This window comes from Hafnia psychrotolerans, assembly GCF_014639435.1.
Taxonomy (GTDB): domain Bacteria; phylum Pseudomonadota; class Gammaproteobacteria; order Enterobacterales; family Enterobacteriaceae; genus Ewingella; species Ewingella psychrotolerans.
Genome location: NZ_BMFZ01000001.1, coordinates 241,272 through 266,197, shown reverse-complemented (window position 1 = coordinate 266,197; position 24,926 = coordinate 241,272). Strand labels below are relative to the sequence as shown.

Below are 24,926 nucleotides of genomic sequence, written 5' to 3'. Positions count from 1 at the left end.
AATGACTCGTAAGAAACGTGCGCTGTTTGATTCGCGCCTGCTCCGCACCGCGGTGATCGACTCGGTGAAGAAACTGGATCCCCGGGTCCAGTGGCGAAACCCGGTGATGTTCGTGGTTTACCTGGGCAGTATCCTGACCACGGTAATCTGGCTGGCTATTCTTTTTAGACAAACGGATGGCAGCGCCGGATTTACCGGCAGTGTGTCACTGTGGCTGTGGTTCACCGTACTGTTTGCCAATTTTGCCGAAGCGCTGGCCGAGGGTCGCAGTAAGGCGCAGGCAGAAAGTCTGAAAGGGGTACAGAAAACCAGTTGGGCGAAAAAGATTAACGAACCGCGCCCTGATTCGCCGGTGAGTAAAGTCGCGGCGGACGAGCTGCGTAAAGGCGATATGGTGTTGATTGAAGCCGGTGATACCGTGCCCTGCGATGGTGAAGTCCTGGTCGGTGGCGCCTCGGTGGATGAAAGCGCGATCACCGGTGAGTCTGCGCCGGTGATCCGCGAGTCCGGTGGTGACTTCTCCTCCGTCACCGGCGGTACCCGCGTGCTGTCTGACTGGCTGATTGTCGAGTGCTCGGCTAACCCTGGCGACACTTTCCTCGACCGGATGATCGCCATGGTAGAAGGCGCGAAACGTCGAAAAACACCAAACGAAGTCGCGCTGACCATTCTGTTGGTCGCACTGACGCTGGTATTCGTACTGGCAACCGCGACGCTGTATCCGTTCTCACTGTTTAGCGTGGACGCCAGCCACGTAGGTATTCCGGTGTCAGTTACCGTGCTGGTGGCGCTGCTGGTTTGTCTGATCCCAACCACCATCGGTGGCCTACTGTCGGCGATCGGCGTGGCAGGGATGAGTCGTATGCTGGAAGCCAACGTGATCGCCACCAGTGGCCGTGCGGTAGAAGCGGCCGGTGATGTCGACGTGTTACTACTGGATAAAACCGGCACCATTACTTTAGGTAACCGACAGGCATCGCAGTTCCTGCCAGCGCCGCAAGTCACGGAGCAGGAACTGGCCGATGCCGCACAGTTGTCTTCGCTGGCCGACGAAACGCCAGAAGGCCGCAGTATCGTGGTGCTGGCAAAACAGCGCTTCAATCTGCGTGAGCGCGACATTCATTCGCTTAATGCTACCTTTGTGCCCTTTTCGGCACAAACCCGCATGAGCGGCGTAAACATCGGCGATCGCAGCATTCGTAAAGGTGCCGTCGACGCCATCCGCCGTCATGTGGAATCCAACGGGGGTCACTTCCCGCAGGCCATCGAAGGGCTGGTGGAAACCGTCGCCCGCAAAGGCGGCACTCCGCTGGTTGTGGCCGAAGGTGCCCGTGTACTTGGCGTGGTCGAGCTGAAGGATATCGTCAAAGGCGGCATTAAAGAGCGCTTCGCCGAACTGCGTAAGATGGGCATCAAAACGGTGATGATCACCGGGGATAACCGTCTGACCGCCGCTGCGATTGCTGCCGAAGCGGGTGTAGATGATTTTCTGGCCGAAGCCACACCAGAAGCCAAACTGGCATTGATTCGTCAATACCAGTCCGAAGGCCGTTTAGTCGCAATGACCGGCGACGGTACCAATGATGCCCCGGCGCTGGCGCAAGCGGACGTGGCGGTCGCGATGAACTCCGGGACTCAGGCCGCAAAAGAAGCCGGTAATATGGTCGATTTGGACTCCAACCCGACCAAGCTGATCGAAGTGGTGCACATTGGTAAACAGATGCTGATGACCCGCGGCTCACTGACTACCTTCAGCATCGCCAACGACGTTGCCAAGTATTTCGCCATCATTCCGGCAGCCTTCGCAGCAACTTATCCGCAGCTGAATTCGCTGAACGTGATGCACTTGCACTCACCGTCGTCCGCCATTTTGTCAGCGGTTATTTTCAACGCCCTGGTGATTGTGTTTCTGATCCCGCTGGCGCTGCGCGGTGTCAGTTATAAAGCCATGAGTGCCGCATCGCTATTGCGCCGTAACCTGTGGATTTATGGTGTGGGTGGATTGCTGGTGCCGTTTGCGGGTATCAAGCTAATTGACGTGATTCTGACCGTTTTACATTTGAGCTAAGCTTTCTTTGAGGACAATGCACATGTCTGTTACGACAATCAAAAGTACCCGCCACAGTTATCTCCGTCCGGCTATCGTGATGATGATATTACTGACGCTGGCGACCGGGGTAATTTACCCGCTGATCACTACCGGCATTTCAACTGCCCTGTTCCATAAGCAGGCGCAAGGGTCACTGATTATGGACGGTGATAAATTAATAGGCTCTGAACTGATTGGGCAGAATTTTACCCACAATAACTATTTCTGGGGACGCCCGTCGGCGACATCCGATACACCCTATAATGCAATGGCATCCGGTGGCAGCAACCTGGCAGTGAGCAATCCGGCGCTGGACAAAGCCGTGGCTGATCGCGTGGCGGCACTGCGCCGGGCCAATCCGCAAAGTTCACCACAGGTTCCGGTGGATCTGGTCACAGCATCCGCCAGTGGTTTAGACCCGCAAATCTCTGTGGAAGCGGCACAATGGCAGACTCAGCGCGTCGCCAGCGCCCGTGGTTTAACGGTGGCGCAAGTGACTAAATTGATTGATGATAATACCGCCTCGCCGCTGGTGAATTTTCTCGGCCCAACCGTGGTGAATGTGGTGCAATTAAACCATGCATTGGATCAAATAAAGCCAGCACAGTAGCCAGCCGAATCTATTCAGGGCGCAGCAAGCTGCGCCCGTTCGGCATTAAATTAAACAAGGATCATGATGGTTGAAGAATCAAACCGACCCGACCCGGATACTCTTCTGGCACTAGCCAATGAGAAACCTCGCGGGCAGTTGAAGGTCTTTTTCGGTGCCTGCGCTGGCGTCGGGAAGACTTACGCCATGTTACAGGAGGCAAAACAACTGCGTGTCACGGGTCTGGACGTTCTGATCGGCGTGGTGGAAACTCATGGCCGTAAAGAGACCGAAGCGATGCTGCCGGGCCTGAGCCTATTGCCGCTGAAGCGTATTCAACATCGTGGGCGTCAGGTGCAGGAGTTTGATCTTGATGCTGCCCTCGCCCGCCATCCGGCACTGATTCTCATGGACGAACTGGCGCACAGTAATGCCGCGGGTTCACGCCACCCCAAACGCTGGCAAGATATTGAAGAGTTACTCGACGCGGGTATTGACGTCTTCACCACCGTCAACGTCCAGCATCTGGAAAGCCTGAATGATGTGGTCAGCGGCGTCACTGGCATTCTTATTCGTGAAACCGTGCCTGATCGCCTGTTTGATGATGCTACCGAAGTGGTCCTGGTAGACCTGCCGCCCGATTCGCTGCGTCAGCGTCTGAAAGAGGGCAAAGTCTATATTCCCGGTCAGGCCGAGCGCGCCATTGAGCATTTTTTCCGTAAAGGCAACCTGATTGCCCTGCGTGAGCTGGCGCTGCGCCGTACCGCCGACCGGGTTGATGGCCAGATGCGCGAATACCGTGATGATCGGGGTGTTCACCGCGTATTGCATACTCGCGATGCGTTGCTGTTGTGCATTGGACATGGCGGCGGCAATGAAAAACTGGTGCGCGTGGCCTCGCGTCTGGCCGCCAAATTGGGCTGCGTCTGGCACGCGGTTTATGTTGAAACACCGCGTCTGCACCGCCTACCGGAAGGCCAGCGCCGGGGGATTTTACGCTCGCTGAAACTGGCCCAGGAACTGGGCGCTGAAACCGCTACCCTCTCGGACCCGCAGGAGGATCAGGGGATTTTACGCTACGCTCGTGAACACCGGCTGGGCAAAATCATCATGGGCCGCCGTAAAGAGCAACGCTGGAGAATAGGCGGCAGTTTCGCTGACCGTCTGGCCCGCATCGGCCCGGATTTGGATCTGATCATTGTCGGGCTGGAAGATGCCCCGCAGGTCCAGACGCGTAAAGAGCATGATGTGCGTACTTTCGCCGAGAAATTCAGCCGCCAGCTGCAAGGCTGCGCAGTTGCCGTAGCGTTGTGTGCAGTGATCACTGTGTTTTCCCAGTGGCTGTTACCCACCTTCGATCAAGCCAACCTGGTCATGGTCTACCTACTCGGTGTGGTCGTCGTGGCACTGTTTTATGGTCGTTGGCCGTCAGCGCTGGCGGCCGTGATCAACGTCGTCAGCTTTGATTTGTTCTTCGTGCAGCCACGCGGTTCACTGGCGGTCACTGACGCGCAATACCTGGTGACCTTCGTGGTTATGCTGATTGTCGGTATTTTGATTGGTAATCTGACCGCCGGAGTCCGCTATCAGGCACGCATCGCCCGCCACCGCGAAAAACGGGCGCAACATCTTTATGAGATGTCAAAAGGACTGAGTCAGGCGCTGACGCCAGAGACCGTTGCACAGACCAGCCGCCACTTTATCTCCTCCAGTCTTAACGCCAAAACAGCGGTGCTGTTGCCGCAGGAGAATGGCAGTTTACAGCTGGCCGCTTTCGCAGAAGGCGCCAGCATTATGGTGGATGACGCCATAGCACGCTGGAGTTTCGATAAACAGATGCCCGCCGGGGCCGGCACCGATACCCTGCCAGGCGTGCCTTATCAGCTTCTACCGCTGGTGGCATCCGGTCAATCACTCGGTCTACTGGCGGTTGAGCCAGCTAACGTGCGCCAACTGATGGTGCCGGAACAGCAGCGGTTGTTACAGACCTTTACCGTACTGATTGCCAACGCCCTGGAGCGCCTGCATCTGTCGGCCAGCGCTGAATCTGCACGACTCGACACCGAACGAGAGCAACTCCGTAACTCCCTGCTGTCCGCCCTCTCCCATGATTTGCGTACGCCGCTGACCGTGCTATTTGGTCAGGCCGAAATACTGACCCTGGATCTGGCGGCTGAGGGGTCAAAACACGGCCCGCAAGCCAACCAGATCCGCCAACAGGTATTGAGTACCACGCGTCTGGTGAACAATTTACTGGATATGGCGCGGATTCAATCAGGCGGTTTTAATCTGCGTAAAGAGTGGCAGTCGGTCGAGGAGATTGTCGGCAGCGCCTTGCGAATGCTGGAAACCGTGCTCAGTTCCCATGAAATAAAGATCGCATTGCCAGAGACGTTATTGCTGGTCAACTGCGATGGCAGCCTGCTCGAACGCGTGTTCATCAACCTGCTGGAGAATGCCCATAAATATGCAGGCACCGGAGCCATCATCGGTATCCGTGCCACGCCGTTGGACGACTGGCTGGAGATGGAAGTATGGGATAACGGCCCGGGGATCGTGCCCGGCAGTGAACGTGCCATCTTCGACAAGTTCTCTCGCGGTAATAAAGAATCCGCAATACCGGGCGTAGGCTTGGGGTTAGCGATTTGTCGTGCCATTATTGATGTGCACGACGGACGGATTTGGGCCGAAAATGGTCCGAACGGCGGTGCGCGTTTCCGCTTCCGTCTGCCGCTCGAAAGTCTGCCCGAAATGGAAACTGACATGAAAGAGGATCTGTGACTGCTTCCCCCATTAATATTTTGATTGTTGAAGATGAAAAAGAGATCCGGCGTTTTGTCCGTACCGCGCTGGAAGGAGAAGGTTTACGCGTATTTGAGAGCGATACACTGCAACGAGGATTGATTGAAGCCGGCACCCGCAAACCGGATCTGATTATTCTCGATCTCGGTTTGCCGGACGGTGATGGCCTGACGTACATTCGTGATTTGCGCCACTGGAGCAGTATCCCGGTGATCGTGCTGTCGGCCCGAACCCGCGAAGAGGACAAGATTGCCGCACTGGATGCGGGTGCCGATGACTTTCTGACTAAGCCATTTGGCGTCGGCGAGTTGCTGGCCAGGGTACGCGTGGCGTTGCGTCGGCATGCGGGCGGTAACCAAGAGAGCCCACTGGTCACCTTTTCAGATGTCACGGTAGATTTAATCAACCGCCGCGTTCAGCGAAGCGGGGAAGATTGTCACCTGACACCGATTGAATTTCGCCTGTTGGCTGAGCTGCTGGCTAACAGCGGTAAAGTGATCACTCAACGCCAGTTATTGAGCCATGTCTGGGGCCCGAACTACGTCGAACACAATCACTATCTGCGTATTTATATGGGCCATTTGCGCCAGAAACTGGAAGCAGATGCCACCCGTCCACGTCATCTGCTGACTGAAACGGGTGTCGGCTACCGCTTTCTGCCTTAAGGTGCCGTGGTCGCGACCGCTTCGAAGAAACCCTGCTCTTCGAGCAGCATCAGATAAATGACGGCCTTCAAACAGTTTACTTAACATAGATACGATCCTTAAAAGTGGTGTCATTTAGATATATCTTTTTTATTTCTAAACAACAGACATAAAAAAAGCGCTGAATATTCAGCGCTTTTGATAAGGATTAGAAACTAGCTTACTTCGCGTCGGCAAGCACTTTGCTGACAATATCCACAGCTTCTTTCTCAATTTTTTCCCGGTGTTCAGCACCGAGGAAACTTTCACAGTAAATCTTGTAAGCTTCTTCTGTACCCGACGGGCGCGCGGCGAACCAGCCATTTTTTGTCATCACTTTCAGACCGCCAATAGAAGCACCATTACCCGGTGCATTCGTCAGACGCGCGGTGATCGGGTCGCCAGCCAAAGTGTCAGCGGTTACCTGTTCAGGTGAAAGTTTAGACAACGCCGCTTTCTGTGCATGCGTGGCCGGTGCCTGAATACGGTTGTAGCTTGGTGCGCCGAAACGGGCAGCCAGCTCATCGTAATGTTCCTGCGGATTTTTACCGGTGACGGCCGTGATCTCCGCCGCCAGCAAGCACATGATGATACCGTCTTTGTCCGTAGACCAAGGCGTACCATCAAAGCGCAGGAAGGAAGCCCCCGCACTCTCTTCACCACCGAAACCAAAGCTGCCATCGAACAGACCGTCAACGAACCATTTGAAACCAACTGGCACTTCCACCAGCTTACGGCCCAAATCTTCGACCACGCGGTCGATCATCGCGCTGGACACCAGCGTTTTACCTACAGCCACCTCTTTGCCCCATTGCGGGCGATGCTGGAATAGATATTGGATAGCAACGGCCAGATAGTGGTTCGGATTCATCAACCCTTTCGGCGTGACGATACCGTGACGGTCATAGTCCGGATCATTGGCAAAGGCCAGCTCGAACTTGTCACGCAGAGCCAGCAGGCCAGCCATGGCAAATTCAGACGAACAGTCCATGCGGATCACTCCGTCATGGTCGAGATGCATGAAGCGGAAAGTTTGGTCTACCGAGTCATTCACCAGCGTTAAATCTAGCTGATAATGTGCCGCGATGCGTTTCCAGTATTCAATACCGGAGCCACCAAGCGGATCAACGCCCAGCTTCAGGCCCGCTTTCTGAATCGCTTTCATGTCAACGATATCGCCCAAGCCTTCAATGTAAGGCTGAACTAAATCAATCGCAGTCAGGTGTCCGCTTTTCCAGGCAGCATCCAGAGTCTGGCGCTGTACACCGTCGAGTTTAGCGGCCAGCAGAGCGTTGGCACGTTTTTCAATCACCGACGTCAGATCGGTATCAGCCGGTCCGCCGTTGGTAGGATTATATTTGATGCCACCATCTTCAGGAGGGTTGTGTGATGGCGTGATAACAATGCCATCAGCCAGTGCGCCGCCTTTAAGATTATGGGTGAGGATCGCATGCGATACCGCAGGCGTCGGCGTGAAGCCGTTGTCTTCCTGAACGATAACGTCAACGCCGTTAGCGGTCAGCACTTCCAGCACAGAAATAAAAGCCGGCTCCGACAGCGCATGGGTATCTTTGCCCACGTAGCACGGACCGGTAGTACCATGCTCTTTACGCACTTCGGCGATCGCCTGAGCGATGGCCAGAATGTGATTCTCGTTAAAGCTGTGGCGCTCTGCGCTGCCTCGGTGGCCGGAAGTACCGAATTTCACCGCATGCGCAGTATTCGCTGGGTCGGGTTGCAGCACGAAATATTGTGACGTCAACTGCGCCACGTTAATCAAATCGCTTTGCTTAGCAGGTTGCCCTGCACGGGGGTGATTAGCCACGGACGCTTCTCCCTTATGCTGAAAATTAGAGGGTGCCGCACACTTTGTCTGTCAGCTCCACCGGGAACTGCATCAATTGCATGATGTGTTCAATCATGCTGCGTTTGCGACCTGTGTTGGTATTTGTGATCACCCAATACGGCGTTCCGGGAACGTGTTTAGGTTTGGTATGAATGCCATTTTGCAACAGCGTTTGCTGGTCACCAGCAAAATAGGTGCGCGTGCGGCCACGAAGGGAATCTGTCGCGACAGCGAATTCTTTAGGATTCAGGCAATACAGCGTAGACAGAATAAGCATAAAACGGTTTACGGCTTTGGTCTGCTCCGCGTACTCATCAGAAAGCAGCAGTTCTCGCACAGCACGAACTTTGTCACGCGCGGTGTTAGCAGCAACCGCAGGGGCTCTCTCTTGGGCGGCAGCAACAACCGACGCCGCTGAGCTCGCAACGGCAGGTGTAGACTTCACTTCCTGACCTGCAGAAAACTTCAGCATACGGCGCAAAATATCCGACGCTGTTTCACCAATATGCTGCGTATGGCTGGCAATATAACGGTAGAGTTCTTCGTCAACCTCAATAGTTTTCATCTTTTTCCAGTACTGTTTTTCTACTAAATTCATTTGAAAGGATTATACAAATTTATCTGCACCAGCAAACAGCTGAATAGTGGCGCGGCACAAAAAGCAGATTTAACCCTACTTCCCTCTCGCGCACTCATCTGTTGGCTCAGCACTGTCATATCCCACTCAGTTGTCTCACAGAAAACTTTCCGTTTTAAAAATTTTCAGCCACTCATGATAACCTAATGAGATTGTTTCTCTGTATGAACTTCGCCATGAAATTACATTACCGTCTGCAAGGATCCGCCACACCAGAAATAGCCACCTTACCAGTTTTGCTGATCCACGGTTTGTTCGGCACGCTGGATAACCTAGGCGTGCTGGCTCGTGACCTGAAACAACAGCATAGCTTGTTGCAGGTCGATATGCGTAATCACGGTCAATCAGGACGTTCCCATGATATGTCTTACGCAGCAATGGCGGAGGATTTACTGGAAACAATGGATGATGTGGGTTTACAGAAAGCTCTTGTTATCGGCCATTCCATGGGCGGTAAAGCTGCGATGGCGATGACCGCGCTGGCCCCAGATCGGGTAGCAAAACTGGTGGTCATTGACGTGGCACCGGTGGATTACCAGACGCACCGCCACGACGAGATATTTGCCGCTATTAACGCCGTAACCCATGCCAGCATCAGCGATCGCAGTGCCGCCGCCGCATGTATGCGTGAGTATATAAAGGAGGAAGGCGTGATTCAGTTCCTGCTGAAATCATTCCAACAGGGAGAATGGCGTTTTAATGTGCCTGTATTGATGGACGAGTACGAAAAGATCACCGGCTGGGAGAACATTCCTGCATGGCCGCATCCGACGCTGTTTATTCGCGGAGGACTTTCGCCTTATGTACAGGATAAATATCGCGACGCCATTGCCAGTCAATTTCCGCAGGCGCGGGCGCATGTGGTGGCCGGAACCGGCCATTGGGTACATGCCGAAAAACCTGAAGCCGTACTGCGTGCTGTACACCGTTTCATCGATGAAGCCTGATGTTTAATAAGCTGGGGATAAATTGTGCAAAAAGGCTGCATAACTTAACCACTTAGCCATAATTCAGGGCTTTTAACCGTTGTGAACCCCAGCGTGGCTGGGGTATGATTGCGCGCTGAAATTTTGCCTTCTCACGCTCTGTTGTACCGCGTGGTGCAGGGCAAATAGGGTTAGGGTTATTTAACCCGAAATATATAAGGCAACCGTCTGAAACGGCGTGCCGTTTTCCGATGTAACTTTCCTGGTTGTACCGCTACCTATGGCAAAAGAACAACTGGATCGCACGACGATTGATCTGTTCGCAGATGACCGCCGTCCGGGACGTCCAAAAACAAATCCGCTATCCCGTGATGAACAGCTCAGGATCAACAAGCGCAACCAGTTACGTCGAGATAAAGCGAGTGGTTTGCGTCGCGTAGAGCTGAAAATGAATGCTGAGGCTGTTGATACGCTCAATAAGCTGGCAGAAGAACGCAATATCAGTCGTAGCGAATTGATTGAAGAGATGCTTTTAGCCCATCTTAACGGTCATCAAGGCTGATTGAATACGGGTACCCCTTTCTGGCTACCCGTTGGTTTCTCTTTTTAATTCAAGACTTCCCACTTCACAACATGTTCACTACATCACTCAAAATTTTTCCCAGTTTTCAGAACTTTTTACCGAAATCATTCCCGTATCAGGCCGCAATAATGGCGCAGAAATCGCGCTGTTTGGCTTTGCCCCAACGCGAGAGAGGTTGTCTTTCAGCTTAAACGTCGCCACCACGTTGTTGAGCAATGAAGCCTGTTCTTCCAGCGATACCGCAGCCTGTGATGCTTCTTCAACCAGCGCAGCGTTCTGCTGGGTGACACTGTCCATTTGTGTGACGGCAATGGCAACCTGACTAATGCCCTTGCTTTGCTCATCTGACGCCGAGGCAATTTCAGCCATGATGTCAGTGACGTGCGTTATCGATCGCACCACGTCATCCATGGTCGAGCCGGCGGTTTCCACCAATTTTGATCCACTGTCAACTCTTGATACCGACTCACTGATCAGTTGTTCGATCTCTTTGGCAGCCTGTGCACTACGTTGCGCTAAATTCCGAACTTCGCTGGCGACCACAGCAAAACCGCGTCCCTGTTCACCGGCACGGGCAGCTTCAACAGCGGCATTCAGCGCCAAGATATTGGTTTGAAAAGCGATACTGTTAATGACGGAGGTGATCTCAGCGATCTTCTTGGAACTGCCAGAGATCTCTTTCATCGTGCTGACAACATCAGCCACAATGCTGCCACCTTTACGGGCAGTCGAAGAGGCTTCCACGACCAACTGGCTGGCATGATGGGCATTGTCAGTATTATGTTTCACTGTCGCAGTGAGCTGCTCTATGCTGGCTGCCGTCTCTTCAAGAGCCGATGCCTGCTGCTCGGTGCGTGATGAAAGATCATTGTTTCCGGCTGATATCTCTGACGCTCCCTGATAAAGACTGTGAGTACTGTTACGAATGGTTTGTACTGTATTGATCAGACTGGCCTGCATCGAATTAAGCAACGGGATCAGTTTGCCTGTGCAGTTTTTACCGAACTCCTCCAATTCATGCGTCAGGTCGCCTCGTTCAATATGCGCAAATTGCTCACGGATTTTATCCAGCGGTTTAACTAATGCCATCACCAAATAACGGTCAGTCAGCAACAAGAGAACCAGGCCGATCCCAAACGCCGTCAACTGGATCACTTTACTCAACATCGTTAGACGGTTGGATTGAGTTTGCGCAGCGCTGAAGTTCACCGCAATCTGGCTGCTGACTTTCCCCATTGCAGCACCGAAATTGCGGCTCAGTGACGGTACCGTTGAATTCGCTAACTGATTATACGCATCGATATTTTTACTGTTGGCGGCCTCAAATAACGGCATCACACCTTGTGTAACAAGACTCTCCCAACGGGTGACCAATTCCTGAATCGCCGCCTCTTCCAGACCCGGATGAGGGACAGTCTTAAAATCTGCCAGAGCCTGAGTCATGGCATCAAGGGCTTGCTTTGCGGTATCAAAAATCTCCGGCCCTTGGGTTGGGTCAGCCTGAAGCTGCCCCACTGCGCGACTTAAACGGGTTACCATACGGAAATACTGATCATTCCCTTTGTTGATCAACGACATATTGTTGACGAGTTCAGAACTGCTCTTGGTGTTTTGAGTCAGTGTGTTGAGTGAGCTAACGGTGTAAAGAGATACACCAGCCCACATAACGCAAAATATACCGAGTATTGAAAGCAACGCTGTTCTGATCGTAATGTTTTTCAAAAATTGCACAATGTACCTCTCGCGAAACAATAACGTCTCTTTTTTGAGGATTAATAGGGATGCTGAGAATCAAAACATACCCCCGTCAGGTTTGAGTCTCGGGATATGGTTGAACACCTCTCAGGGCATCGATTTCTTTATTATATTGAGATTCCTCTCGCATCATTTATCGGCGATATCAGCGCAATATTTAGTAAAATCGATAACTTTATCTCATATTTGTGAGCACTCGTATTAAACGCAGAGACAGGCGATACCCACACAAAGCGCACGATGGCGATAACGCTTCGCATTAATGCCCGATAAACTTGTGCTTCGATCCGCAAGGTGTGCAGTAGGCGTGTTCTCCGTGCGGCGAGTTTGCTATTATCTGCAGCATTATTGCCTGCAGAGTAAGGCTTTTCATTGAGAACAAGAGGTTAGAAATCTTATGGCCGTAGTAGGAATCTTCTTTGGATCCGATACTGGTAACACCGAAAACATCGCAAAAATGATCCAAAAACAGCTGGGTAAAGATATTGCCGAAGTCCACGACATTGCGAAAAGTAGCAAAGAAGATCTGGAAAAATTCGATATTTTGCTGATCGGTATTCCTACCTGGTATTACGGTGAAGCGCAGTGTGACTGGGACGACTTTTTCCCAACGCTAGAAGAGATAGATTTCGAAGGTAAGCTGGTCGCGCTATTTGGTTGTGGCGACCAGGAAGATTATGCCGAGTATTTTTGTGATGCAATGGGCACCGTGCGTGACATCATCGAGCCGCGTGGCGCGGTGATTGTTGGTCACTGGCCAACTGAGGGTTACCACTTCGAAGCCTCTAAAGGTACCGCTGATGACAAACACTTCATTGGTCTGGCGATTGACGAAGATCGTCAACCAGAGCTGACCAATGAACGCGTTGATGGATGGGTTAAGCAGATTTCACAAGAATTGAGCCTGGCAGAGATCGTAGGTTGAGTTGTCTAACTCAATTTATTTAGGCGTTAGGTTATTGGCCTTGCGTCGTTGATAATGGATTGAAAGGGTTAGTCTATTACTGAAATTAATAATTTAATCGCTACAAAATTGTAACTTTCGACGGGATCAAGGTACACTGAAATCCGCTGTTTTTACTCATGATCAATCCGTTGCGACCTCTTCACTGCAACGTTAAAAGATGTGATGTTTGTTAACAGGAAATCGTTTTATCTTGAACCACAGGCTTCATGCCTCAACGTGACTCGCATAGTAACAGGACTGAATCCGCATGACTGACAATAATACCGCACTGAAAAAAGCTGGCTTAAAAGTCACGCTTCCGCGACTCAAGATCCTGGAAGTGCTGCAAGCGCCGGAAGGTCATCACGTCAGTGCGGAAGATTTGTACAAGAAACTGATAGATATGGGCGAAGAAATTGGTCTGGCGACAGTGTACCGCGTACTGAACCAATTTGATGACGCGGGCATCGTTACCCGTCACAATTTCGAAGGCGGTAAATCTGTTTTCGAACTGACCCAGCAGCATCACCATGATCACCTGATTTGCCTGGATTGCGGCCGTGTGATTGAATTCCGTGATGAATATATTGAAGGTCGTCAGCGTGAAATTGCCAAGAGACATGGCATCAAACTGACTAACCACAGCCTTTATCTTTACGGCCACTGTGAACTCGGTGATTGCCGTGAAGATGACAATTTGCATAACGATAAACCCGCTCTGTAAAACTCAGGTTTTGACGTGATGCATTCTGCTATGAAGAATGACAATTAACCGCTGAAAAGCGGTTTTTTTATGCCTGTAATTTTCACACCCATTCTCTTCGGCAGAGATAAAAAACCCCGGCGAGCCGGGGCTAGATTGTCTTAAAAGAGAATTAGGGCTTACCATCAACCTGCTCGGCACGGCTGAAGCGCTTACCCTCTGCTGACGCGGCTCGGACCCAAACCTTGCCGCTGACCTGCGGTTTTTGCGCGTCATCATAACGCAACCACTGTTCACCGCCATCCAGTGAATACTCGATAGCCAGGCCCGGCAGCGAAACGTTCGCTTCCAGTTTGCCATCCACAACACGGGCCCCGGGAACAGGTATTCGGTAAGCCACGCCTGCCGCATCCATTTTCGGTAATTCACGCTGCCCTATCAGATTAGCGAACAGCATCCATTCTTTATGTAACGCCTGCGTATCAACGTTGTGTGTTTTGCCGCCAGCAAATTCACGCCCGGCTTTATACTCCATTTCCCAGTCGGCACGGTGCCATGCCCGTTCAGCCAGTGGCAATAGGCGCGGATAAATCATGTATTCCATACGTTCATCAGTACGTACCACTTCGCTCCACAACTGAGCTGAAATCCCAAAGGCACCAGGCCACGGTTTATCACTTTTGGCTTCGAAGGCGTTACCGTCGCGGTCAACCGAAGTTTCAGCGTTCTGCGGTAGGTTGTCAGGTGCAAAGCTGAATACTTTGGCTTCATCGCTGAAACGCGTGCCCCAGTAGAAGCCCTTTTCTTGCGGATTAACTTCATACGGGAAGTCGAAATAGACGTAATCCGGGTTGGAGATGATGACGTCGTAACCTTTGTTGGCCCAGTCATTCACACTGTCAAAACCGCCCCAGTAGAGCGTGTCCCAGAAGTTGACACCGGTTCGTTTGGTAGCAAAAGATGAGGCATCTTTGGCATCTTTCAATCCATCCTGCCATGCCTGCATTTTCTCAATGCCGTGAGCGTTGACTATTTTGCTAACTTCAACGGCGAAGTAGCTGGTCAAATGCTCAACGTCCTGAACTTTGCCCTGTTTGACCATCGCCTGACAAGCCTGCGACTGCGCCCACGGCTTGTCCTCCTTGCTAAGGTCAATCAGACCTTTGCCCGGTTCAACGTTGCCGTTTTTATCTTGATAGCCCGGCCCGAGGAAGATATTTTTCGCTTCATCACCGCCGAAGTGCCAGGTCGTCAATGGCTGTCCAGCCTCTTTATGCATCTGTGCAATTTCGCCAATCACTTTATCCGCAAAGCGTTTTGACGAGTCCATGCACGGATTCAGATAACCGTGACGGTCGTAGAACTGTACACCTGTCGTGTTAGAGGTATCTGTTGGGTCCAGCAGGCGGAACTCATTAGCCTCTTTCTCTTTGCCTTGCTGCATCAGTTTTTTGTAGCGCACTTCCATGGAGATCACCGCGGCGCGGGCGTGCGCTGGCATATCGATTTCTGGAATGACGTTTATCTGACGTGCCTTAGCGTATTTTACGATGTCGATATAGTCCTGACGCGAGAAGAAACCGCTGCCGTTATTGGTGGAGTCAGGCCCTGAACCCAATTGAGGCAACAGACATGTCGTTTCGGTCAGGTCGTGGCAGCGCTTGCCGCCGATTTCCGTCAGTTCCGGTAGACCGGGGATCTCAATACGCCAGCCTTCATCATCACTGAGATGGAAGTGGAAAGTATTAAGCTTGTAAGCCGACATTTGATCCAGCAGGCGCAGCACCACAGCTTTGGTGTGGAAGTTGCGTCCTACGTCGAGGAAGATCGCACGGTAATCGAAACGCGGGGCATCTTTGGCGTTCAACTGGGCAATTTTCTTGCTGCCGTCGGACGGCACTAAGCTCAGGATCGATTGCAAACCGTAGAACACGCCAGTTTGATCGTAACCCGTCACTTCCGCCCCTTTCTTGCCAATACTCAGGATGTACGCCCCGGACACCGCCAGTTTCCCCGTAAATCTAGATTTCTCAATACGAGTGGTTATCGGATAACCACCTGCGTTTGCGGCAATCCCCAACAAGGTAAAGCGTTGGGAAACCGCCTGCGCCGCCATTTTCTCCAACGCGCTGAGATCCAGTGCCACACCTTGGGTTAAATCAACATCGCCGGCATGGACCTTCACCTCCAGTGGCGTCGGTACAATTTGCCCACGCAGCGCGGCAGCCGGTAATACTGCCAGCATTTCATTTTTCACAAAACGACTGGCCGGTGTCATTAGCACGTTGTTATCCGTGGAGGTGCGTTTCCACTGGTCGCCTTTAAACGGCGTGACAAACTGATGTAAATCTTCGGTGTCAGTGTTCACCAACACTTTTGGTTGGGCGTCTCCGGATGTCGCATACCAACGCGGGATCAGGTCACTTTCGAACAACTGCCAGTATTCTCCAACGATCGGAATGCTGACGGTCTGATTAGCGGCAAAACCGGTGAATTTATCTGTCGGCTCGAGTTTGTGCAGATCGCCGGTGATGTGTGTAATGGTGAACTGATCGTTATCCACGTCTAAAATACGGCGAATGTTATGGAAGTAGATCGCCCAGTCTTTACCTTTTATCTCTTCACCGGCGTTTGTCAGCGCAATCGTTGCGGTGTTACAAGCTGCCCAGTCAGCGCCGAGTACACTGCAGTGGGTACCATGTTCTCCAGCCTGATTATCCTGCAGGGCATAGTTCACTTTTAATTGGCTGAGTTGATCAACCAGCTGCTGGTCGGCCATCGCACTGCCAGCCCCGCCAAGCATTCCTCCCATCAGGGTTGCAGCGACCAGCGCTTTCAATCTGAATTTTTTCATCTGCAGTCACATCCTTAATTTATTGTGTCAGGTGCATTGTTGGTTCTGATTTCTTATCAAATTTTGCTGTAATCTTCGGCATAGGCCTACCCGTCATCACTTTTACGCATAGACTGCAGACAAAAGTAGGCCATTTCGAATGGATCTCATTTTCATCGGTTCTTCAACATGGCAGCAAACCTCAGAAGATAGTGAACGGCGCGATGACGATAAACTTCACGTCTTTCTCATCCTGGAAGATGTTGCCGTAACCCCCTCCCCAGCTTGGGTTGTCAGAGTGATTGTCGTACTGGGTGTAGTGCAGTTTGAACAGCGTGCCTTTGGCACGGCCTTCCTGAATGGTGTAAAGGGCGTCAAGGCTCCAGGCGCTCTCTTTCAGGCGCTGGCTCTGATCGTACGCAGCATTGGTACTGGGTTTGGCATCCCACGCATAGACATAGGAACCGCCAACCGCCAAGCCGGGAAGATTCCATTTAGCGAGATCGTAAAGCACTCCGGCATACACGGATTTTTCGCCATTAGCGTTGAAATCTGAGCGGTTATCCCACCACACATCCAGGCGTCCGTTTGAGGAGGCATAGGTTGGCGTCATACGTTGCAGGAAGAAACCCTGGTTGCCTTCTGCTTTGACCATCGTGCCTTCAAGACGCCAGTTAAACTGGCCAGTGGTATAACCGAAGGTCAGAGCCTGTAACCAAGCGAGTCCGTCATAAATACTGTTGGGATCGTTTTTGTCGTTAATACGGTCCTGAGCACCATAAAACTGATAGCTGGTAGTCAGCGGATTTCCCGCCAGCTCCATTTTGTAAGAGGCTTTTGCAAAGTACTGATCGATATAGTTTTCGGCCTGGCCGTAAGCCCCTTCCAGCACGAAATCATTTTTGAAGTCATATTTTGCACCGAGGGAGTGAATGTAAGAGACGCCAGTTTTTCGGTCGTTTTGGCGGAAATCATCCATCTCCAGATGCCACGGTGATTTGTACTTGTCCGCCCACATATAGGAAAAACTCAACTCACCTGGCTCGCCGAAATCATGTTTGTAACCAGCTTCAACACCCCGATAAGTGCCCGGCATCAAGCTCCAGTGTGGCGCAATCAGCGTTTGCCCGGCTGGCTGGATATAACCTGCGTGGCCCCAGAAGCCGCCATACTTGAATTTAGCCGCTGCTTTATACAGGCTGACTCCACTTTTATCGCCGGAATAGCTCTCGTTATAGGCGTGGTTGCTAGAGGAGAAGGCAATTTCATTCGGATGGCCACTGTCACTGGCTTCAGCCATTTCGATAGCGGTAAACGCAGCAACGTCGAGGCCCAATACGTTCCAAGCATAGCCCGATGAGAAGTCCAGACTCAGGTTGGCAGTAGAGTGTGAAAGGTTGGTGGCATATTTATTGTAAGCCGGGTTGTTCACCGTCACGTTGCTACCGTCAGGACGGGTTTCTTCTTGGGTTTTATTCAGATCTTTACGGTCACGTTCACGCTGCCAGTAATACACTCCACCCGTCAGTGTTGAGTCATCAATAAAACCTGCGGCATGCGCGTCAGGTGTGGCCATCATTCCGCCGGCCAACGATATACTGGCAAGTGCGAAGGCAACCGGTTTTATTCTGGCTGGCGAGTTCAGACCAGCCGCAGTCCTGCCTTGGTTAGGGTGTTTAGACATAAAAATCCTTTTTTATTGAAAGTTAACGCAAACCCAAAGGGTCATTGACCGGGTGCCAATCAGCTAAATCAGCACAAAGAACAGGGTTAAGAGTATTTTTCGTGACGCGAATTATCAATCAATAATTAAAGACAATTCCCAGAAGTATGACAAAGTGCACATAAATGTGTATTTGTGTTGCGCATTAATAAGGCGGGATAATCATGAATAAAATCAATAAATAAAAATTATAAATCAAAGAGGTAAGCTTTAATAAGTACGATTACCCAGTCCCTAGTCAGAATACATTCGGATTCAAGCGTTTGTTTTCGAGGAGTCTAAGGATGGCGTTAATTCGTGATGAGAAATATAACTGCACTCTTTTTTTTTAATCAAATAATTTAAGATAATTCGTATCTTACTGGCGGCGAGTTTGATACAAGGCAGAATGTTGATGTAAAAAAACGCAGCCGAAGCTGCGCTTTTTATTATCGTGCGAGATCAGTAGGAAACGATCAAACGGCCGGTTTGCTTTCCCAGGTATCACGCAGACCCACGGTGCGGTTAAACACCAAGTGATCGGCACTGGAATAGCGGTTGTCAGCACAGAAATAGCCTTCACGTTCGAACTGGAAACTCACTTCAGGCTGCACGCCGGCAAGACCGGGCTCGACAAAGCCCTGAGCAATAACCAAAGACTCCGGATTAATTGTGGTCAGGAAGTCTTCAGCCTGTGCCGGGTTGGCCACGTTAAACAGGCGGTCATACAGGCGGAACTCTGCTGGTTTTCCTTCTGTCGCGGAAACCCAGTGAATCACACCTTTCACCTTGCGGCCATCGGCAGGATCTTTGCTTAACGTATCAATATCATAGCTACAGAAAATGGTAGTAATGTTACCTTCGGCATCTTTATCAATACGTTCAGCTTTGATAACAAACGCATTGCGCAAACGGACTTCTTTACCCAGCACCAGACGCTTGTACTGCTTGTTGGCTTCTTCGCGGAAGTCAGCCTGATCGATGTAAATCTCACGGGTGAACGGCACGTCACGAGTGCCCATTTCTGGCTTGCCAGGATGATTCGGCATTTTGACCATTTGCACTGCGTCGCCGGCGAAGTTCTCAATGACCACTTTCAGCGGGTTGATCACTGCCATCGCACGCGGAGCATTTTCATTCAGGTCATCACGGATACACGATTCCAGTGCCATCATCTCGACATTGTTGTCCTGCTTAGTCACACCGATACGACGGCAGAATTCGCGGATAGACGCCGCACTGTAGCCACGGCGGCGCAAACCTGAGACCGTTGGCATACGTGGGTCATCCCACCCTTCTACGATGTTCTCAGACACCAGTTGCTGCAGCTTACGCTTAGACATGATGGCGTATTCGAGATTCAGACGAGAAAACTCGTACTGACGCGGATGACAAGGGATAGTGATGTTATCCAGCACCCAGTCATACAAACGGCGGTTATCCTGAAACTCCAGCGTACAGAGCGAATGGGTGATTCCTTCCAGCGCATCGGATATGCAGTGGGTGAAATCGTACATCGGGTAGATGCACCATTTATCGGCCGTCTGGTGATGATGTGCAAATTTAATGCGATAGATCACGGGGTCACGCATGACGAAGAATGGCGAAGCCATATCGATTTTAGCGCGCAAACATGCGGCGCCTTCGGCAAACTCGCCGTTACGCATTTTAGCAAACAGCGCGATATTTTCTTCAACAGTGCGATCGCGATACGGACTGTTCTTGCCTGGTGCAGTCAATGTTCCGCGATACTCACGGATCTGCTCAGGCGACAGTTCATCAACGTAAGCCAGACCTTTATTAATCAGCTCCAGCGCATAGTCATGTAACTGATCAAAGTAGTTGGAAGAGTATTGAATCTCTCCACTCCACTGGAACCCCAGCCATTGCACATCATGCTTAATGGACTCGACGAATTCGATGTCTTCTTTGGCTGGGTTGGTATCGTCAAAACGCAGGTTGCATTGCCCCTGATAGTCTTGCGCGATACCAAAGTTCAGGCAGATGGACTTAGCATGACCGATATGCAAATAGCCATTAGGCTCAGGCGGGAAACGGGTATGAACCTTGTTGTGTTTCCCGGACGCCAGATCTTCATCGATAATCTGACGGATGAAATTTGTTGGGCGGGCTTCAGCCTCACTCATTATGCAATTCCTCTACGCGACATGGACTCTACGGATAACCGCTTATGTTCCAACAAGCCACGTCGGGAAACAACCGTTAGTTACAGAAAATAGGGGTTAAGCGGTTTTGAGACAAAAAAACGGGAAGAGATCTCTCTCTTCCCGTTCAGTTCTAGTGCGAAAACAGGTGAATGATTTGCCCTGCTTATTTGCCTTGAATCTCGAACAGTTTAGTCTGACCAGCCACTACAGAGCCGCTTGCCAGTGATACAACACCTGAATAGTCATCAATATTGCTGACAACAACAGGACTTATCATCGAACGTGCGTTGGCGTTCAGGAAATCCAGATCCAGCTCAAGCACAGGCTGGCCGGCTTTCACCGTTGCCCCTTCCTCAACCAGACGGGTGAAACCTTTACCTTCCAGCGCTACGGTATCAATCCCCATATGCACCACAACTTCAGCACCGGCATCAGTTTCGAGGCAGAACGCATGGTTGGTGTTGAAGATTTTCACGATAGTACCCGCAGCAGGCGATACCACGGTTTTACCGGTTGGGCGAATCGCCACGCCGTCACCGACAGCTTTGCTGGCAAAGGCTTCATCAGGCACCTGATCAAGCGCCACAACATCACCGGTTACCGGAGACACCAGCGTTTCAACCACGGCTTTCACTGTGTTTGGCACCGCCTGAGGCTTAATATCAGCCGCTGGCGTGACAGGCGCAGTGCTTGCGGCAGCAATCGGGCCAGCCGTCATGGCAGTGCGCATAGCCCCTGCGATGATTTCAGCACGTGTACCAACAATCACCTGAACACTCTGTTTGTTAAGACGGATAACACCGGAAGCCCCCAGACGTTTAGCCAGAGCGTCATTGACCAGTCCGGAATCTTTCACGCTCAAACGTAAACGGGTGATGCAGGCATCGATACCGGTCAGGTTTTCTGAACCACCAATCGCGCTGATGTAACGACGCGCCAAAGCCACAGTTTCGTCAACTTTATTACCGGCTGATTCCACATCAACGTTGTAACCGTCAGTTTCGTCGCCCGCAACGGCCAGTTCACGACCTGGAGTCAGCAGATTGAATTTATTGATAGTGAAACGGAACACCACGTAGTAGATAACGAAGAACACCAGACCTTGCGGGATCAGCATGTACCAATGGGTCGCCAACGGATTGCGCGAGGAGAGCACCATATCCACCAGCCCAGCGCTGAAGCCGAAACCGGCGATCCAATGCATGCTTGCTGCGATGTACACAGAAAGACCTGTCAGCACGGCGTGGATGAAGTACAGGACCGGGGCCACGAACATGAAGGAGAACTCCAACGGTTCAGTGATACCCGTAAAGAAGGAGGCAAACGCAGCCGCCATCATGATACCCGCCACTTTCGCGCGGTTTTCTGGACGTGCACAATGGTAGATTGCCAGCGCAGCACCCGGCAGACCGAACATCATGATCGGGAAGAAGCCCGCCTGATAGCGACCTGTGATACCCACAACCGCTTTACCTGACTGGATAGATTCCTGACCGCCAAGGAAGTTAGGAATATCATTAATGCCAGCGACGTCAAACCAGAACACGGAGTTCAGCGCGTGGTGCAAACCAACCGGAATTAACAGGCGGTTAAAGAAGGCGTAGATACCCGCACCGGCAGAACCGAGTTGCTGGATGTGTTCACCGAAGGTCACCAGTCCGTTGAAAATCAGTGGCCATACGTACATCAGAATAAATGCGACAGCAATCATCAAGAATGATGTGAGAATGGGGACCAAACGACGACCACTGAAGAAGGAAAGCGCCTTCGGCAGTTCGACGTGGCTGAAACGGTTATACAGTTCAGCAGAAATGATACCCACCAGGATACCGATGAACTGGTTGTTGATTTTACCGAAAGCAGCCGGAACTTGATCCAATGGAATTTTCTGAATCATTGACACCGCGGCAGGTGAACACAGCGTTGTTAATACCAGGAAACCGACAAAACCCGTCAGCGCGGCGGCGCCATCTTTATCTTTGGACATCCCATACGCAACACCGATCGCAAACAATACGGCCATGTTTTCGATGATTGCGGAACCGGACTTGATGAAAAGTGCTGCCAGAGCATTGTCGCCCCCCCAACCTACCGGGTCGATCCAATAGCCAACACCCATTAAAATGGCTGCGGCTGGCAGCGTCGCGACAGGGACCATCAAGGCCCGGCCTATTTTTTGTAAATAACTAAGAATGTTCAATATTTCCCCCTATTCGCCCCAAAGCGAATCACCTAAGTAGTTTAATAACTATGGTTACTACCTTTATAAATACTGCATAGAAAATCTGATTTCACTGATTACCCAGTCGAGTGTAAAAAATTTATTTCGCATCGCAAATTAAAACCTCGTTTTTTGTGATAATTGTCACTAAAAAACAGTATCCATAAGCCACAAAGCTGGTCAATATGCGAAACTTATTTTATCATTAAAAAAATCTAGACGGCTTTGTGCCACTTCGTAAGCCCGCAGTCTGGTTTACGCTTACAGTGACGAACTTTTGAGCCACAGCTTTCGAACCCCATACAGCATATTCAAATTCTGACAACTAAGAGGTATGTAATGAGACTAATTCCTTTAAACAACCCGACCGAAGTTGGCAAATGGGCAGCACGCCATATCGTTGAGCGTATTAATGCATTCAAACCGACTGCCGAACGCCCTTTCATTTTGGGCCTTCCCACCGGTGGTACCCCGCTTGAAGCTTATAAGCACCTTATCGCTATGCATAAAGCAGGCCAGGTAAGCTTCAAAAACGTGGTTACTTTCAACATGGATGAATATGTTGGCCTGCCGCAGGAACACCCTGAGAGCTACCATACCTTCATGTACAAAAACTTCTTTGATCACGTTGATATCCCAAGCGAAAATATCAACCTGCTGGATGGTAATGCACCAGACATCGACGAAGAATGTCGCCAATACGAAGCAAAAATTAAGTCTTATGGCAAAATTAACCTGTTCATGGGCGGCGTGGGCAATGATGGTCACATCGCGTTCAACGAACCGGCTTCTTCTCTGGCATCACGTACTCGTATCAAAACGCTGACGCATGAGACCCGTATCGCCAACTCTCGCTTCTTCGACAATGATGTGTCTCAGGTGCCAAAATACGCCCTGACCGTTGGCGTGGGTACGCTGTTGGATGCTGAAGAAGTAATGATTCTGGTTATCGGTCATGCCAAAGCGCAGGCTCTGGAAGCCGCGGTTGAAGGCAACATTAACCACATGTGGACGATCAGTTGCCTGCAACTGCACGCAAAAGCCATTATGGTGTGTGATGAACCGTCCACCATGGAATTAAAAGTCAAAACTGTTAAATATTTCCGCGAGTTAGAAGCGGAAAATATGAAGAATCTTTAATTTAACTACATCCCAAAATCATTCGAGTCGCAGCAAGGTGGCAGCACTAAGGTGGCAATAGAGCAACGCTCCGGGAGCTGGCTCAAGTAAGTGGCCGGAGTAAGTGAAAGTAGCCAACGCAGCGGCGGCTCGAAGGATGAAAGGGAATGGGGGCATGATGTACGCATTAATTAACGGCCGGATCTACACCGGTCATGACGTTCTCGATAACCACGCGGTGGTGATTGCCGACGGAAAGATCGACCGTGTCTGCCCGATAGCCGAACTGCCATCAAATATTGAAACCCAAGATCTGGGCGGCGCACATCTCGCCCCCGGATTTATCGACTTGCAGCTTAATGGCTGTGGCGGCGTGCAATTCAACGACTCACTGGAAGCTATTTCCGTTGAAACGTTAGAAATAATGCAGAAAGCTAACCAAAAATCGGGTTGCACTAGCTATTTACCGACGCTTATCACCTGTAGCGATGAGTACATGAAGCACGGCATCAACGTGATGCGTACCTATTTAGAAAAACACCCCAATCAGGCGCTGGGTCTGCATCTTGAAGGGCCTTACCTCAGCCCGGAGAAAAAAGGCACCCACAATCCGGCCTTTATCCGCCTGCCGGATAGCGCAATGATCGACTTCCTGTGTGCAAACGCCGAGGTGATCACTCAACTGACCCTTGCGCCTGAACAAGTCGATGCGAAGTATATTCGTCAGTTGCGTGACGCAGGGATCATGGTATCTGCGGGCCACTCCAATTCAACGTATGAGCAGGCGCGTGCTGGTTTCGCCGCTGGAATCTCCTTTGCCACGCACCTTTATAATGCAATGCCAGCCATTACCGGCCGTCAGCCCGGCCTGATTGGTGCAATTTTCGATACGCCGGAAGTCTATACCGGTGTGATCGCCGACGGTCTGCACGTTGACTGGGCGAATATCCGCAACGCGAAAAAGCTCAAAGGCGACAAGCTGGTACTGGTCACCGATGCTACCGCGCCAGCGGGTGCGAATATTGATGAGTTCATTTTTGCCGGTAAAACAATATACTACCGTGATGGACTCTGTGTGGACGAGAACGGAACACTGAGCGGCTCTGCGCTGACCATGATCGAAGCGGTGCAAAACAGCGTCGAACATATCGGCATCGCACTGGATGAAACGCTGCGTATGGCATCGCTCTATCCAGCACGTGCGATTGGTTTCGATGACCATTTAGGCAGCATCGAAGCAGGTAAAGTCGCCAACCTCACCGCGTTCACTCATGATTTTAAAATCACAAAAACTATCGTTAACGGTGACGAAGTTTAATTGAGC

At 51.2% G+C, this 24,926-nt stretch carries 17 protein-coding genes; 10 read left to right on the top strand and 7 right to left on the bottom strand.

What is annotated here, in order from left to right; all coding sequences use genetic code 11:
• Position 1: 1 nt before the first annotated feature.
• The 4 genes from kdpB to kdpE all read left to right on the top strand — a co-directional run bounded on the left by kdpB (position 2) and on the right by kdpE (position 6,145).
• On the top strand, positions 2–2,068 hold the full coding sequence (kdpB, locus tag IEV89_RS01200) for a potassium-transporting ATPase subunit KdpB (RefSeq protein WP_188470321.1): 2,067 nt from the start codon (positions 2–4) through the stop codon (positions 2,066–2,068).
• 22 nt (positions 2,069–2,090) lie between these two features.
• Positions 2,091–2,699 (top strand): potassium-transporting ATPase subunit KdpC, encoded by a 609-nt coding sequence (gene kdpC / locus IEV89_RS01195; RefSeq protein WP_188469587.1) that lies wholly within the window; start codon positions 2,091–2,093, stop codon positions 2,697–2,699.
• Positions 2,700–2,762: 63 nt separating this feature from the next.
• Entirely contained in the window at positions 2,763–5,459 is a 2,697-nt protein-coding gene (gene kdpD / locus IEV89_RS01190; protein WP_188469585.1) for a two-component system sensor histidine kinase KdpD, read from the top strand.
• Positions 5,456–6,145, top strand: a complete 690-nt coding sequence (gene kdpE / locus IEV89_RS01185; RefSeq protein ID WP_188469583.1) for a two-component system response regulator KdpE — start codon at positions 5,456–5,458, stop codon at positions 6,143–6,145. Before kdpD ends, kdpE begins: the two co-directional genes overlap by 4 nt.
• 199 nt (positions 6,146–6,344) lie before the next feature.
• Here the strand turns inward: kdpE and pgm are convergent, their stop codons facing one another.
• Both pgm and seqA read right to left on the bottom strand, forming a co-directional pair.
• Positions 6,345–7,988 carry a phosphoglucomutase (alpha-D-glucose-1,6-bisphosphate-dependent) gene (pgm, locus tag IEV89_RS01180; protein ID WP_188469581.1) on the bottom strand — a complete coding sequence of 548 codons (1,644 nt, stop codon included), beginning with the start codon at positions 7,986–7,988 and terminating at the stop codon, positions 6,345–6,347.
• 25 nt (positions 7,989–8,013) lie between these two features.
• A complete protein-coding gene (seqA, locus tag IEV89_RS01175) occupies positions 8,014–8,574 on the bottom strand; it encodes a replication initiation negative regulator SeqA (RefSeq protein ID WP_188469579.1) in 561 nt (186 codons plus the stop codon).
• A 236-nt stretch (positions 8,575–8,810) separates the two neighbouring features.
• Between seqA and ybfF the strand changes: the two genes are divergently transcribed.
• Positions 8,811–9,593: an esterase gene (ybfF, locus tag IEV89_RS01170; RefSeq protein ID WP_188470319.1), complete on the top strand. Its 783-nt coding sequence runs from the start codon at positions 8,811–8,813 to the stop codon at positions 9,591–9,593.
• Between the two features lie 259 nt (positions 9,594–9,852).
• Complete coding sequence (gene ybfE, locus IEV89_RS01165; RefSeq protein ID WP_188470317.1) at positions 9,853–10,134, top strand: LexA regulated protein; 282 nt, start codon at positions 9,853–9,855, stop codon at positions 10,132–10,134.
• Positions 10,135–10,221: 87 nt separating this feature from the next.
• Here ybfE and IEV89_RS01160 read toward each other — a convergent pair whose 3' ends face one another.
• On the bottom strand, positions 10,222–11,886 hold the full coding sequence (locus IEV89_RS01160) for a methyl-accepting chemotaxis protein (RefSeq protein WP_188469576.1): 1,665 nt from the start codon (positions 11,884–11,886) through the stop codon (positions 10,222–10,224).
• Between the two features lie 421 nt (positions 11,887–12,307).
• On the opposite strand from IEV89_RS01160, the gene fldA reads away from it, so the two are divergent.
• Together fldA and fur are read left to right on the top strand one after the other, a co-directional pair.
• Complete coding sequence (fldA, locus tag IEV89_RS01155) at positions 12,308–12,835, top strand: flavodoxin FldA (RefSeq protein WP_188469574.1); 528 nt, start codon at positions 12,308–12,310, stop codon at positions 12,833–12,835.
• A gap of 289 nt (positions 12,836–13,124) precedes the next feature.
• Positions 13,125–13,580 carry a ferric iron uptake transcriptional regulator gene (fur, locus tag IEV89_RS01150; RefSeq protein WP_188469572.1) on the top strand — a complete coding sequence of 152 codons (456 nt, stop codon included), beginning with the start codon at positions 13,125–13,127 and terminating at the stop codon, positions 13,578–13,580.
• Positions 13,581–13,731: 151 nt separating this feature from the next.
• Here fur and IEV89_RS01145 read toward each other — a convergent pair whose 3' ends face one another.
• The 4 genes from IEV89_RS01145 to nagE all read right to left on the bottom strand — a co-directional run bounded on the left by IEV89_RS01145 (position 13,732) and on the right by nagE (position 22,462).
• Positions 13,732–16,413: a beta-N-acetylhexosaminidase gene (locus tag IEV89_RS01145; RefSeq protein ID WP_188469570.1), complete on the bottom strand. Its 2,682-nt coding sequence runs from the start codon at positions 16,411–16,413 to the stop codon at positions 13,732–13,734.
• Positions 16,414–16,594: 181 nt separating this feature from the next.
• Positions 16,595–18,076: a chitoporin ChiP gene (gene chiP, locus IEV89_RS01140; RefSeq protein WP_188469568.1), complete on the bottom strand. Its 1,482-nt coding sequence runs from the start codon at positions 18,074–18,076 to the stop codon at positions 16,595–16,597.
• A gap of 494 nt (positions 18,077–18,570) precedes the next feature.
• Positions 18,571–20,241 carry a glutamine--tRNA ligase gene (glnS, locus tag IEV89_RS01135; protein ID WP_188469566.1) on the bottom strand — a complete coding sequence of 557 codons (1,671 nt, stop codon included), beginning with the start codon at positions 20,239–20,241 and terminating at the stop codon, positions 18,571–18,573.
• 184 nt (positions 20,242–20,425) lie between these two features.
• Positions 20,426–22,462: an N-acetylglucosamine-specific PTS transporter subunit IIBC gene (gene nagE / locus IEV89_RS01130; protein ID WP_188469565.1), complete on the bottom strand. Its 2,037-nt coding sequence runs from the start codon at positions 22,460–22,462 to the stop codon at positions 20,426–20,428.
• A 360-nt stretch (positions 22,463–22,822) separates the two neighbouring features.
• Between nagE and nagB the strand changes: the two genes are divergently transcribed.
• Positions 22,823–23,623: a glucosamine-6-phosphate deaminase gene (nagB, locus tag IEV89_RS01125; RefSeq protein WP_188469563.1), complete on the top strand. Its 801-nt coding sequence runs from the start codon at positions 22,823–22,825 to the stop codon at positions 23,621–23,623.
• Between the two features lie 157 nt (positions 23,624–23,780).
• Positions 23,781–24,920: an N-acetylglucosamine-6-phosphate deacetylase gene (gene nagA / locus IEV89_RS01120; protein ID WP_188470315.1), complete on the top strand. Its 1,140-nt coding sequence runs from the start codon at positions 23,781–23,783 to the stop codon at positions 24,918–24,920.
• Positions 24,921–24,926 lie beyond the last annotated feature (6 nt).

Excerpts from the sequence above, each read along its gene's own strand:
- kdpB (WP_188470321.1), top strand. The coding sequence starts at position 2 with ATGACTCGTAAGAAACGTGCGCTGTTTGATTCGCGCCTGCTCCGCACC.
- kdpC (WP_188469587.1), top strand. The coding sequence starts at position 2,091 with ATGTCTGTTACGACAATCAAAAGTACCCGCCACAGTTATCTCCGTCCG.
- kdpD (WP_188469585.1), top strand. The coding sequence starts at position 2,763 with ATGATGGTTGAAGAATCAAACCGACCCGACCCGGATACTCTTCTGGCA.
- seqA (WP_188469579.1), bottom strand. The coding sequence starts at position 8,574 with ATGAAAACTATTGAGGTTGACGAAGAACTCTACCGTTATATTGCCAGC.
- ybfF (WP_188470319.1), top strand. The coding sequence starts at position 8,811 with ATGAACTTCGCCATGAAATTACATTACCGTCTGCAAGGATCCGCCACA.
- ybfE (WP_188470317.1), top strand. The coding sequence starts at position 9,853 with ATGGCAAAAGAACAACTGGATCGCACGACGATTGATCTGTTCGCAGAT.
- fldA (WP_188469574.1), top strand. The coding sequence starts at position 12,308 with ATGGCCGTAGTAGGAATCTTCTTTGGATCCGATACTGGTAACACCGAA.
- fur (WP_188469572.1), top strand. The coding sequence starts at position 13,125 with ATGACTGACAATAATACCGCACTGAAAAAAGCTGGCTTAAAAGTCACG.
- IEV89_RS01145 (WP_188469570.1), bottom strand. The coding sequence starts at position 16,413 with ATGAAAAAATTCAGATTGAAAGCGCTGGTCGCTGCAACCCTGATGGGA.
- chiP (WP_188469568.1), bottom strand. The coding sequence starts at position 18,076 with ATGTCTAAACACCCTAACCAAGGCAGGACTGCGGCTGGTCTGAACTCG.
- glnS (WP_188469566.1), bottom strand. The coding sequence starts at position 20,241 with ATGAGTGAGGCTGAAGCCCGCCCAACAAATTTCATCCGTCAGATTATC.
- nagB (WP_188469563.1), top strand. The coding sequence starts at position 22,823 with ATGAGACTAATTCCTTTAAACAACCCGACCGAAGTTGGCAAATGGGCA.
- nagA (WP_188470315.1), top strand. The coding sequence starts at position 23,781 with ATGTACGCATTAATTAACGGCCGGATCTACACCGGTCATGACGTTCTC.